This is a genomic window from Streptomyces chilikensis (assembly GCF_001642695.1).
Classification (GTDB): Bacteria; Actinomycetota; Actinomycetes; order Streptomycetales; family Streptomycetaceae; genus Streptomyces; species Streptomyces chilikensis.
This window is the reverse complement of the sequence record NZ_LWCC02000182.1, coordinates 21,982-34,851: the sequence shown is the minus strand read 5'-3', so window position 1 is coordinate 34,851 and position 12,870 is coordinate 21,982. Positions and strand designations below refer to the sequence as shown.

Here is a 12,870-nt window from a genome sequence, read left to right as displayed (position 1 = left end):
GGCGCTATCCGCTCCCACGCCGCATCCGTCAGCTCACCACGACCCACCACAAGATCAATTATCAGACAGGGCCTAGAGATCGTCTTCAAAGGTTAGATCCAGAGCAGGATCGAGGCGATGGTGACGGCGGCCTGGTAGGACTCGCGGGTCTTGTCGTAGCGAGTGGCCAGGCCGCGCCACTGCTTGAGGCGGTTGAAGCATCGTTCGACGACGTTGCGGCGGCGGTAGACGGACCGGTCGAAGCCGGGTGGCCGGCCGCCGCGTGTGCCCCGGTTCAGTCGGCCGAGGGCCTGGTCGACGCGTTCGGGGATCGTGTGCGGGATGCCGCGCCTGCGCAGGTAGGAACGGATCTTTCGAGAGCTGTAGCCCTTGTCCGCGACCACGTGGTCGGGCCGGGTCCGCGGGCGTCCAGGCCCGACCCTGGGCACGCTGATCGAGCCCATCACCTGCTCGAAACGGGTGCAGTCGTTGGTGTTGCCGCCCGACAGGACGAAGCCGAGGGGGCGGCCGAGTCCGTCGCAGGCGAGGTGGACCTTCGTGCTCAGTCCGCCGCGGGATCGGCCGAGGGCGTGATCACCCGCTTCGTCCCGGTCGACCGCCCCCTTTTGCCGCCGGCGGCGTGCTGGTGGGCCCGCACGATGGTGGAGTCGACCGACACCAGCCACTGGATGTCCCCGGCCGCGTCCTTCTCGGCCTGGATGGCCCGCAGCATGCGCGAGAAGGTGCCGTCCAGGGCCCACCTGCGGAAACGCGTGTACAAGGTCTGCCAGGAGCCGTACCGTTCCGGCACATCGCGCCAGGCCGATCCGGTCCGCAGCTTCCACACGATCCCGTTCAGCACCACCCGGTCGTCCGAACGAGGCCGTCCCGCGGTCCCCGAACTCGGCAGCAACCGCGACAAGACAGCCCACTCGGCATCCGACAGCTCATGACGACGCACCACGCCAAGCATGATTCCTCATCACAAGGGCACCTTTGAAGACGATCTCTAGGGCCTGTCTGACAAATGATCATCGAGAGTATGCGTGCTCGGTCCAATTACCTTGCCGTGCTGACGCCAGCCAGTGATTCTGGGCAGGTGCCAGGACAGGGGAAAAGAAGGCGGCGGCAGGAAGACGCGCGGCAGCGGCTTGCTGCTCGCACTGCGCCGGACGTGGGACAGTGGGAAGTGGTCGTTGAGACCCTGGACCAGGCGGAGATACGTACGAGGTTGCGCCGTCTTCGGGAAACCGGAGTCGACGGGTCGATGATCCGGATCGACACGCTGTGCGGACGCTTGGCGGTGCCGACCACCTACCGGCTGAGCCGTTTCGTGACGGACCCCGCGCGAGAGTACGAACACGAGCACTCTGATCATTGATCTTGTGGCTGGTCGAGGCGAGTTGACGGAAGCGGCGTGGGAACGGATAGAGCCCCTGTTGCCGCGGGTGGATGGGCGTGGTCGTCCGTGGCGTGATCACCGTCAGGTAGTTAACGGGGTGCTGTGGCGGCTGCGGACCGGAGCCCCGTGGCGCGATCTGCCCGAGGGGTACGGACCCTGGCAGACCGTCTACGAGCGGTTCGCCCGCTGAGAAGCGGACGGGACCTGGGCGAAGCTGCTGGAATACGTCCAAGTCCATGATGACGCGGTGGGCCGAGTGGAGTGGACCGTCGCCGTCGACTCCACGGTCAACCGTGCCCATCAGCATGCCGCCGGCGCCCGCAAAAAAGGGCTGCAGACGGGGACGAACTGGAAGATCCGGGCCGCTCGCAGACGTGTCAGGCCCTCGGCCGGTCCCGAGGCGGGCTGACCACTAAGGTCCACCTCGCCGTCGATGGCCGGGGCCTGCCCCTGTCGATCGTGCTCACGCCCGGCAACGTCAACGACGCCACCGCCTTCGGCCAGGTCCTCGACGGGATCCGCGTTCCGAGAGTCGGCACCGGCCGCCCGCGCAGGACACCGACCCGAGTCCTGGGCGACAAGGCCTACTCCAGCCGGGCGATCCGGCACCTGCTGCGGCGCCGCGGTATCGCCGTCACGATCCCCGAGCGCCGCGACCAAGCGGCCAACCGCCGGCGCCGAGGACGCCTCGGTGGCCGGCCGCCCGCCTTCGACGAAGAGGTCTATCACGAGCGCAACGTGGTCGAACGATGCTTCGCACGCCTCAAGCAGTTCCGCGCGATCGCGACCAGATTCGACAAGCTCGCCGACCGCTACCGTGCCGGAGTCGTTCTGGCCTCGCTGATCCTTTGGCTCCGCGAAACCAGCTCGTGATCATTTGTCAGACACTGCCTAGCACCCGCCTCTGACAATTCGGGCTTCCGACGAGCTTCTTTCGGTCGTCCCGCCGTTCACCACATCCGAGAGTGCCCGGACGTCGCAGGGGACCGAGCGGGCCCCACCTTCTCTCGCACGACATGGGAGCTTTCAAGGAATTGGCCGGAAAACGTGGCTGGTGCCCCCTTCCGGACACACTGATGAGCAGGATTCCCGGCAGGCACGCACAGGCATGCCGGTTCAGCGAGGGGGGGAACGGCCATTACACCGATGAGGGGCAGCGGATCAGGGGCGGGGTTCGGGGACGCGATCATCGCCCTGACACGCCGGCGGATCGAAATCTTCGACGGAGCGGGAGAAGACTGGCGCTTCGCCGAGAGCCTGAAGTCCGTCGGCGAGGACACGGCCCAGGAGTACGAGGGCCGCACGATCCTGGAGCTCATCCAGAATGGACACGATGCCCTGGCCGCGGGGGGCACCGGCAGGATCGCCGTGCTGGCCACGCGCCACCAGGACGGCGGCGGTGTCCTGTACGTCGCCAACGAAGGCACCGGATTCACCGTGGAGAACTTCAAGGCCATCACCGAACTGGCCCTCTCCAGCAAGGAAGCCGGTGAAGGCATCGGCAACAAGGGGCTCGGCTTCCGCAGTGTGCTGCAGCTGACCGATTGGCCGGAGATCTACTCCAAGGCGTCGCCCGCCTCCGACTCGTTCGACGGCTACTGCTTCCGTTTCGCCCGACCGGACGACATCCACGCCGTCGTTGACGACCCGGTCCTCGCCGCCCGGGTGATCAAGGACGTCTCCCCGCTGGCACTGCCGGTGCCCGCCGAGGCCGCTGACCCCGTGCTCAAGGAACTCGCCACGGACGGCTACGCGACCGTCGTACGACTGCCGCTGCGCAACGACCACGCCTGGAGCCTCGTCGTGGCGCAGGCCGAGAACGTGGTGGACGACGAGGCGCCCCTGCTGCTCTTTCTCGACCGCGTACGGGAACTGCTCGTGGAGATCCGTGACGGGGCCGAAGGCGGCACACGACATGTGCTGTCACGTGCCCAACGCCCCTGCGGCCTGGTCGCGTCCCGGACCGCGGACTGGATCAGCGAGGTCGATCTAGGTGACGCCGGGCGGTATCTGCTGGCACGGCGGACCTTGGACGCCGAGGCGCTGCGCGTGGCGATCGAGCGCAGCGTCGACGTCCATGGGATCGACGCGAAATGGCTGGACTGGCAGGGTGAGGCGTGGGTAGGTGTCGCGCTCCGGCTGGACCGGCCGCTGTCGCGGAACGGCCGGACGTACACCTTCATCCCGATGTCGGAGGCGTCCTCCGCGCCGTTCCCGGGCCACGCCCACGCGCCGTTCTTCACCAAGCTCGCTCGGCTCGACATCAGCGAGGCGGTGGCCCTCAACGATCTGCTGCTCGACCAACTGGCGGTTCTCTGCGTGGAATCAGCCAGACGCCTGCGTACCGAGGCCCCGCACGCCCGTGCCGGGGACCTCGTCCTCGACCTCATGTGCTGGGATAACCCGGCCCGCCTCGGCAAGGCGGTGGACGGGCGGCTCGCCCTCGAGCCGTTCCTCCCTCTGGAGGGCGGGGAGTCGTGGGGCACCCTGCAGGACACCTACGCATGGCCGGATGGCCGACGCCCTTGGCGTGTCCTCACTGCCGGGGCGCTCGCCAGGGCCGGAGCCCATCTGCTCGCCGCCTCCGCAGGCCAGGTCCGGCACGCCCGTGCCGACCGGCTGGCCAAGGCGGTCATCTCCCGGGCCATGCGTCCTCCGCTGGTCAGGACCGCCGACTGGGCCGAGGCGGTGGCCGAGGAGATCCGGGCAGAAGGTAGTGAGTCGCCGAGCCCTCGCTGGGCAGACTTTTACAACGACCTGGCCCAGGCCTTCACCGGCCAGCACCCCGCGCTGCAGGGCCGGCGGATCGTCCTCGACCAGGACGGCGGCCTGCGGCCTGCGCTCGGCGGTACGGCGGAGCGGGGAAAGAAAGGCCAGAAGGAAGGCACCGTCTTCTTTCATCCCGGGGACGAGCACGACAACGCCGGCACCCGCGTTCCTGGCGACCTCAAGGCGCTGCGCCGCCGTATCGCTTTCACCCACCCCGACATCACCTGGCAGAGTCCCGGACGGGACTTCCTGCTGCGGAGCGGGCTGGTCCGCTCCTACCAGTTGGACCAGGTCCTCGACGCGCTGCACGACCTGCTCGGGACACGGCCCTCCGAGGCCCTCAGCCGCGACGCCCTCACCTTCGCCCTGCGGCAGTTCCCGGCGCTCACGCCGACGCAGCGCGACCGGCTGTCGTGGATCGCCTTCCGCGTGCCGCTCGCAAACGGCGGCTGGGCGAGGGCGGCACACTGCTCCTACTCACCGGGCTGGGGCACCGAAGGCGCGCAGCGGCTGGAGAGGTTCCTCAAAGCGGGCGGTTCCCGGATCCCCGAGCTAGCGGACCAGCGGCGGCACTGGATCAGCGGCCCCGACGACTGGCCCGCGCCGGTCCGTGACCGGCAGGCGTACCTCGAATTCCTGACGGCCATCGGCGTGGCCGATGGACTGCGGCTGTCCGTTGTCGGGGATCGTTTGGGAGTCCAGCAGGGGAACGATCTGGCACCCCGTGGCCTGGCCCAGCGGTTCGGCCTCGGCGACGACTTGGGGCCTGTGTGGACGGCGGACGTACGGTCCCGGTGGACCAAGTTCGCCCACCCGTGGACGCCTTATGCGTTCCAGCGGCCACTGGCCCATCTTCCGGGAGCGACCGAGGTGGTTGACCTCGGCCCCACCACACGGCGGGAGTTCGCCGAACTGCTCATCCTGGGGTTTCGCACCTGGGGCGACGAGGTCTTCGACGTCACCGTGTACCGGCCCGGACACCCGTACAAGAGGGACGAGCACTCCTGGCCCACACCGTTCGCGTCCTTCCTCCGCCGCACGCCCTGGCTTCCGGTGGAGGACGCTGAGTCGGACGGCCCGGCCTTCGTCACCCCCGGCGAGGCGTGGTTCAGCACCGACGGGGAACTGCCCGCCTTCGTCCCCTCGCTGCCGCTGCAGACCCGGCGGCTTCTCACCGACAAGGCCACGGCCGCGAGGCTCCGTCAGTGCGGGCTGCGGAGCTGGGAGGACCCTCGGCACGCCGGAGCGGCCGTCAAACACCTCGGCGAGATCCTCCACCAGGGAGACGTGCCGACACACCTCAGCGTCTCCTTCAAGAAGCACTACGGGCGAGCGTGGTCGCACCTTGCACAGAACACCCGCTGGCCATGGCTCACCGGCGAGGAGGTACGGCTTGCGGTCAGCCGCGGCAACGTCCTCAGCACCTTCGTACCGACGGCCGAGGACGTGCCCGTGCACGTCTGCGACGAGCAGGCACCGCTGAAGGAGGCACTCGTCGAACTGGCGGGCCATCCCGTCCTGGTCGCCGGACCGGAGAGCGGGGACGCCATCGTGGACATGGCCGACGCGCACGGCATCCGCACCCTGCGCACGTCGGCGACCGATGTGCAGATCCGCCACCGCGACGGCGAACCGATCACTCCCAGCGGACACGCCGACACGCTCATCGACGGCAGGGAATGGATCGTCACGGTGGTGGCCCTGGCCGTTGAACTGAAGTCCGGGTCGTTCCTGCGCCGCAGCGAGCGCGGTGTGCGGGCCCTGCTGCAGCGGCTGCGCACCGTGCGCGTCGTCCGGGCCGACGAGGTGGAGGTCGTCATCTCGGGCGTGCTCACCGAACCACCGCCCACCACCCGCGCGCTGCCGCTGCCGGACACCGACCATCCCACGGTCGTCGTCTGGCGCAGCGAGGAAGGCTGGGACGAACTGCAGGCGTGCACGTCCGCGCTCGCCCAACTGCTGGGCAGGCCGGGGCTGCAGGACGCGCTGGAGCTGGTCCTGGTCAAGCTGGAACGGCAGCTCGACACCCATGATCCTGAAAGGATCGACGACCGCACCCTGGCGATGGCACTGGACACGACCGAGGCCAAAGTCGCCGAAATCAGACGCAACCTCACGGGAGACGTGCACGACACGGTACGACTGCTGCGCCCGGCCCTGTGCTGTCTCCTCGGCTCCGCATGGGACGAGGAGAGCGCGCGGGCACTCGACCGCGCGGCAGGCGAGGACGAACTCGTCCAGATCGTCGGCCGGCACACTGTCTCGCTGCCTGTGCCGGCCGCCGAACTCGTCACCCTCGCCCGCTCCTGCACCACGCCGGCCGAACTCCGTGACGAACTGGGCTTGGACTTCCAGCGGTTCAACGAGGCGCTCGCCACGCTCGGCCCCGGCTACGCCCCCTACTCCCACCCCGATCTCCACGAGCAGGCCTTCGGCGACTTCGTACGCGGCCACGCCGGCACCCTCGTGGACCGGCTGCGGGAACGGTACGTGGTGACGGCCCGCGACGGCGCGGACGTATCCGTGTACGCCGAGGCCCGTCGACTTCACGACCTGCTGCCGGACCCCGACTGGCTGCCCCGGTTCGTCACCCCGCCCGAGAATGAGATGCGAGCCAGGACACAGGCCTGGCTGCGCTCGCACGGCGCCGACGACGATCTCGGCCGAACCACCGATCTCCCGCCCGTCGACCGGCTCCGCGAACTCAATACCACCGCACTGGACTCCCTGGTGCCGGCGCTGGCCCGGCTGGTGTCCGCCTGGTGCCGCCGGCACGGAGCACCCGTACCGGCCAGCTGGCAGGGCGCGCCCCTGCTGGAGGCGCGGACGTTCCTCGACGGCTCCGGCCTGAGCGACCTCATCGAGCTGAGCGAGGAACAACTGCTCGACGCGGTGCGGCGCGGTGTGGGCTGGCCGACCGGCATGCCGCTCACCGCCGACGTAGGGCTCCTCGGCCTCACCCCCGCCGACCTGGCGCCCCGGACCGGACCGGCGCAGGGCGCCGCCGGATCACGCGGGGCGGGCCCGGCCACGATCATGATCGGCGAGAAGGAGGTCGCCGTGGGACGCGACCATTTCTCCGCCATCGCGGACCTTGCCTCCAGGACCGTCGACGAGGCCTTCCTCGCCCAGTCCGGCAGGGTACGCCTGGACACAATCGCGCCGGCGCCCCGGCCCGGGCGGGGCGGGAGTTCCGGCACGTCGCGAGTGGTCGTGGCCCGTCTGCACCAGGTGAGTGAGGACCAGCGGTCGGCCATCGGTCTGGTCGGGGAGGTCGCGGCACGGGCCTGGCTCCAGCGCCATTACTCCGAGGTGCGCTGGCGGTCGGGGTACGCCGCGGTCATCAATGGCGACCGGGAGGCATCGGACAGCCTGGGGTATGACTTCGAGGTCGCCTGGCGTGACACCACACGGCTGTACGAGGTGAAGGCGCTGAGCGAACCCGCCCGCGAGCGCGTGGAGTTCGAACTCGGGCCGTCCGAGGTGGATGCCGCACGCACCCACGCGCGTGGCGGTCGGTACCGGATCCTGCTGATCGCCGCCGCCCTGGACCCGGAGCACCGTCAGGTGTTCGAGCTGCCCAACCCGTTCTCGGCGGCAGGTCGGGAGCGGTTCCGGATCGTGGGCAAGGGGCTGCGCTATCAGTGCTCGCCGCTGCGGAACGGCTGGCGGCCGTGAGCTGAAGCGCACGCTGTCCGAGTGCTGGGGAGCGGCCGGTCCCGCGGCGGGGGGTTGTGGCCAGCTTCAGCCCAAGCAGGGGCGGGACGAGCCCGGTACGGCTGGTCCCTTCGGCTACCTACGGCACCGCTGAGTCCTTCGACGCGGGCCCACTTTATTCGGGTGCCGCTCCCCGTGTCCGCCCTCACCATGGGCGAGACACCGGGAGCTGCCCGGTGCTCCACGAGCACCGCCCAAGACGGCGATCTCGGCATTTGCCGGATGGCAACCGCCCGCCTCGTCCACTACCGCTTTTGGTAACTGCCCGCCGCCACAGAGTCCCTTCACCCGACCAGGCGGTCGATCATCGCGGTCGCGACGACGTCGTCTGAGACGGTCCCTCCCCAGCGTCCGAAGGGCAGGTTCGAGGTCACCATCACGGGGCCCTGCTCGTAGTGGGAGGCTCTGTGAACGGGGCATACATGCACTCGGCGAACGCGCTGCCGCCGAGCGCACGCAGCACTGGCACACGCTGCAGCACGTCACCCTCAACCCCGGTCGGATCGGCGGCATCGCCCGCGGCGTCCTTTCCCCAACGGATTTTGGAAGTGATCACCGTTGAGAAATCATCACTCGCCAAAGCCAGCAAACTCGTCGATCAAGGTACGGAGCACTTCAAGGCTCCCTGCCGCCCTGTTCATACATGCAGAGGTGCTGCCGCTGGCTCCAGTGAGCCTCAGCAAACGGTCGTCCAGTTTCTCCTCTGCGCGAGCCTCGACATTTTCCACAACAGCCGAGAGCAGCACGGCACCGACACCGGCGACGACTGGTCCGGGGATCGGGATCGACGCTCCGGCAACGGGAACCCTGATCGGCTTTATATCTGTGACCACGACTGCCCTTGACACAGCAGCCAGCCACAACCTGCGCTTCACGAATCCGAACCGTGCACGGACACTCTCGTCAAGTTGGCCGAGCCGGCCACATACGTCCTCAAGCTCAGCATGCAACCTGGCGATGGACTCGATTGTGCGCTCGGCCCGGGTCCTGGCGACGTCACCCCTGCCCTCGTGGTGGTCGAAGGCGACCTCGGCGAATCCGAACTGGACCGAAGCCGCATAGAGCTTGCTCAGCAGGTCGAGGTACAGCATCGCCTCTTCCACGGCGCCCGTGCTCAGCCTCTTTTCGGACGTTCGTGATGATTTGTGCTGCTTGACGCTCTCCAACTTCCTGACCGAGTCGTTGAGATGCCCCATGCACTTGCGCCTCGCATCACCCAGACGGTCCCCGAGGACTGAGAACTCGCTCTCCCTGACGCCGTCCTTGCCGTGGACACGAAGTCGCTCGACCAGATCCTCGACCCGCTCGACAACATGCTCGACGGCACCGATCTGGTCGGACTGCAGGTGCGCGTAGATCTCGTTAACCCGCTGCCGGATGTCTTTGATGTCCCGCGCCATCTCGGCTGTCTGGGCTTGGGCCGTAATGGCACCCAGGATCCCCACCGCACCTGACAGGGCAGCGGCACCCGTGACAGGGCGGATGCGAATCACACGAGCGTATCGGTTTTGATCGCCGCGGAGGGTGCCCTGGATCCAGCCTCCGGGCTCGGTGATCTTCTTGAGGTCCGGCCACATGGCGCGGGAGGTTGGGTCGAGTTCGACCCAATGGGCGGCCAGACGTTTGGCCTCGATGAAGGCCTGGGTCGCAGGGTCAAGGGTCTGCACGAGAGAGGCGAGTTCGGAGGAGGTGAAGTCGGAGATCCAGCGACCCCAGCGTGAACGCTCGGTCCCGGAAGGGGCACCGATCACAATTGCTCGATCGTCGGTTACTTGGACGACGATGTCTTCAGGTTCATTGCTCGGCGCCACCGCGCTCAGCCCCCTCGATTGGACTCGACAGCGGTCGATCGTAGCTCTGCGCACATAGGCAAGACGAATCAGTGAGCTTCTTCAGCGTTGCCGCTCCAGGGTGAGGACCGCTTTGGCGATTGACGTCATGCGGTTGGGGCTGCAGCGGGCTCTGCGGAAGATCCGCCAGGACTTCAATCGAGCGACACCGCGTTCGACTGGCGCCTGTGCCGCGGCCAGGGCCCGGTTGCCGGCCTTTTCGGTGGACGTGAGTTCCTGCAGGGGTCTGCGTTCGATGCCTGTGGTCAGCCAGGGACCGCCGCCCTGGTAGGCGAGATCGGCCAGGATGGGGACGCCCTGGCGCTCGCAGATCCGGATGATCCGGTGGCTGCGGGCGGCTGTCAGGTCATGGGCACGGCCCGGCAGTGCCGGGGAAATCCAAAAGCAGCCGGCCGTCGGGGTCAGTGACCACCTGCACGTTCACGCCGTGCCGACCGTGCTTGTGGGAGCATCTGCGGTCACCTTCTGCGATCTTGCTAACCGCGGAAATGCCGAGGCCGTCCAGCCCTGGCGTGGAATGGGACCATCCACATGTTCGCCGCTGCCGGCGCCCCTGCGAGGTGCGCCGGCCAAGGCTCTTGCTACCGTCCGGTGACCAATGATCAAGGGGGGAACAGATGGATACTCGTCATATCTTCGGCTACGTAGGCACGGGGGTCGCAAGCCTTGCCCTCGGCATAGCCATCGGGGTGGCCAGTGTCGACGGCGACGCCGCACCGCAAACAAGCCCACAGGCGGCAGCAACCGTGGCACCGCCGACGCGGGAGGCGACCGTCAAGGCGGAGCGCGTCGAGTCGGAACCCAAGGGGGACTGGACGGCTCAGGAGTGGGCCAGAGAGTTCAAGGCGTACACGAAGAAGCACGGAACGGAGCACCAGAAGGCCGCCGTTGCCCACGTCGTCAAGATCAAGAATATCGACGGGAACGACGACAACTGGTGGGCTGAGGACGTGAAGATCTTTACGGACTTCGGGGGCTCCGATTACGACTACGAGTCGGAAGCAGAACTGATTTTGGACGCCCTCACTGACTGGCAGGAGAGCGTTGACGGAGACGTGTCCGTCGAGGTCTACAACGCCGCCGGAGACGGCCAGGGATACGGCAACTTCTGAGCGGTCGCCGCCGGGAAAGGGGTCAGGGGAGCGGCGCCTGCGACGGCTCGGTGGGGGCGTGGCGGAAACTATGCGTACGTGGGCAGGCGTCCGACCCGGCCGGAGCTGGGTCACCGCACTGCGGAACCGGCTGTCCCAGGGCTGAGGCCGAGATGTCCTTGTGCGACCACGAGCGTATCGTTGGCGGGCAACTCAGACTCGGACACACAATTGCCCCACGGGGCCCGGTTCCCGGGCAGGGGCGATCGGCACCCGCATCGGCTTCCGGCCGGGGCGGGTGTTCTGCGTTCCGGCCTTTTCTCCCTGGCGCTCTCCTCCTTTCTCCGGTGTCTTGCCGGCCTCGTGGGTGGTCAGCCGATGGTGATCCTTTCTGCTCGAGGTGTGTCCGAGGTCAGGGTCCTGGCCGCGGGGTCGTAGACGAGGGTGATCTCCTGGTCGCGGAGATGGGCGACGGCCTGCTCGACCGTGGGCGGCGACACCGACCCGCAGGACGGAGCCTCGGGCCTGGCCGTGTCGATACGGCCGGTGAGACGCAGGTACAGGGCGGGCAGACGGGGGAGGACCTGGTCCTCGCGGGCATATGCGTTCGGCGTGCGGGCCGGGTCGGGCCGGCTGGCGCTGGTGTGTCCGTGACGGCACCGGTAGCCCGGGTGCTCGTGCACCCAGTGCGATTCCATACGGCGGCCGCAGACGCCGCAGCACAGCAGTCCGGCCAGCGGGTAAGTCCGGCCCGGTACTGGCTGCGGGCGGGTGCGGATCTGCTGGACGGCGACGAAGTCGGCCTCGCTGACCAGCGCCGGGTGCGCGGGACGGGTGGAGATGATCCAGTCGGCGGTGGTGTTCCACCGGGTGACGTCACGGTGTCCGAGTGAGGTGTTGTCCGGGTCGATGAGGTCGTGGTCGGTGCGCTGGCGGTTCCAGACCTGGCGTCCGGTGTAGCGGGGGTTGGCGAGTATCGCCCGCACCGAGTGCAGCACCCACCGCCGTCCTGTCCGGTGCGGGTTGCGGGCGGTGTCCGCGGCGGCCGGGCAGGGGATGCTGGCGTCGTTGAGGGCGCGGGTGATGCGGGCCATGCTGTGTCCGGCCAGGCGCTGGGCGAAGATCCACGAGACGACGGGTCCGCACTCGGGGTGTACGGCCAGGGTTTGCGCGCACACGCCGCGGCGGGCGAGGGCCCGGTTCGGGTGCGGGCCGGCGTCCACCAGTCGGTAACCGTAGGGCGGGCGGCCTCCGAGGTAGCGGCCCTGGTCCCGGGCCTGCACGGTCATTGCCGCCCGGGTGCGGATCCTGGCCCGGGCGATCTCCCGCTTGGACAGGATCCCCAGCAGGATCATCAACTCCTCCTGCCCGCCCACCTTCGGGTCCACGGCACCGCCCAGCTCCGGCACCCACACCTCGACCCCGTAATGATCGAAGAGAGGAGCCATGGTGGCGAACTGGTTGCCGTAGAAGGCCCGCTCACTCGACCCGATCACCACCGCATCGAACTCCCGCCCCGGATCCGCCAACGCCACCAACAACGCCGCGGCCTCGGGACGGCGCGCCCAGGGAACCGTGCGGCTGCGGCCGACGTCGAAGAACTCCGCGACGATCCGCCCATGCCCCGACACCAGCGCCTGCGCCCCCATCAACTGCCAAGCCCTGGACGATGCCGGGTCCTGGTGGTCCTCCGTGGACATCCGGCCGTAGAACGCGAACCGAAGACCGCCTGACGGGAGACTCGAAGGCGCCGAGTCAGGGCTGTCCCGAGCCCACTGAGACAGTAGCCCCGATGGCGTCGGCGGTTCGAATGAAGATTCGGCTGTGTCGCGTAGGGCCGCCACGAGGGGCACCTCCCAGGGCACGAATGCCTTTTCTGCGACCTGCCCATACTGGTGTCTTCCTGCACCTGCGCGTCAGGCAGTTGACCCGAAGGAGTGAAGCTTGGTCGTGCCCGGAAAAGGCCCACGCAGTAGTGGGCCGAGCGGTCTGGACTGTCACCAGACCGCTCAAGCAACACCAACCGACGGACGATCCATCACTGCGCGCGGTTGGCCACGGA

The 12,870-nt window shown here is 68.3% G+C and carries 7 protein-coding genes and 2 pseudogenes; 4 read left to right on the top strand and 5 right to left on the bottom strand.

From position 1 onward, the window contains the following. Window positions 1–92: 92 nt before the first annotated feature. Window positions 93–940, bottom strand: a protein-coding gene (locus A2U95_RS31100; RefSeq protein WP_420857080.1) for an IS5 family transposase whose coding sequence is annotated in 2 segments (ribosomal slippage) — window positions 93–577 and window positions 577–940 — 849 coding nt in all. Because the reading frame shifts where the segments join, the coding sequence is not laid out codon by codon here. Between the two features lie 66 nt (window positions 941–1,006). Here A2U95_RS31100 and A2U95_RS31095 point away from each other — a divergent pair. The 3 genes and pseudogenes from A2U95_RS31095 to A2U95_RS31085 all read left to right on the top strand — a co-directional run bounded on the left by A2U95_RS31095 (window position 1,007) and on the right by A2U95_RS31085 (window position 7,828). Next, window positions 1,007–1,360 (top strand): hypothetical protein, encoded by a 354-nt coding sequence (locus A2U95_RS31095; protein ID WP_240958505.1) that lies wholly within the window; start codon window positions 1,007–1,009, stop codon window positions 1,358–1,360. A gap of 4 nt (window positions 1,361–1,364) precedes the next feature. Further along, window positions 1,365–2,276, top strand: a pseudogene (locus A2U95_RS31090) (IS5 family transposase). A 251-nt stretch (window positions 2,277–2,527) separates the two neighbouring features. Next, complete coding sequence (locus A2U95_RS31085; RefSeq protein WP_166029238.1) at window positions 2,528–7,828, top strand: sensor histidine kinase; 5,301 nt, start codon at window positions 2,528–2,530, stop codon at window positions 7,826–7,828. Between the two features lie 323 nt (window positions 7,829–8,151). Here A2U95_RS31085 and A2U95_RS31080 read toward each other — a convergent pair whose 3' ends face one another. From A2U95_RS31080 to A2U95_RS31070, 3 genes and pseudogenes are all read right to left on the bottom strand, one after another. Next, the gene (locus A2U95_RS31080; protein ID WP_277351009.1) at window positions 8,152–8,295 is read right to left on the bottom strand and encodes an ATP-binding protein; all 144 of its coding nucleotides are present in this window, start codon (window positions 8,293–8,295) and stop codon (window positions 8,152–8,154) included. 141 nt (window positions 8,296–8,436) lie between these two features. Then, complete coding sequence (locus A2U95_RS31075; protein WP_166029236.1) at window positions 8,437–9,678, bottom strand: hypothetical protein; 1,242 nt, start codon at window positions 9,676–9,678, stop codon at window positions 8,437–8,439. Between the two features lie 81 nt (window positions 9,679–9,759). Beyond that, window positions 9,760–10,171, bottom strand: a pseudogene (locus tag A2U95_RS31070) (transposase family protein); the annotation flags it as partial. Between the two features lie 163 nt (window positions 10,172–10,334). Between A2U95_RS31070 and A2U95_RS31065 the strand changes: the two are divergent. After that, complete coding sequence (locus A2U95_RS31065; RefSeq protein WP_166029234.1) at window positions 10,335–10,829, top strand: hypothetical protein; 495 nt, start codon at window positions 10,335–10,337, stop codon at window positions 10,827–10,829. A gap of 350 nt (window positions 10,830–11,179) precedes the next feature. Here the strand turns inward: A2U95_RS31065 and A2U95_RS31060 are convergent, their stop codons facing one another. After that, window positions 11,180–12,592, bottom strand: coding sequence for a recombinase family protein (locus tag A2U95_RS31060; protein WP_277351010.1), 1,413 nt, complete (start codon window positions 12,590–12,592; stop codon window positions 11,180–11,182). Between the last annotated feature and the right edge of the window lie 278 nt (window positions 12,593–12,870).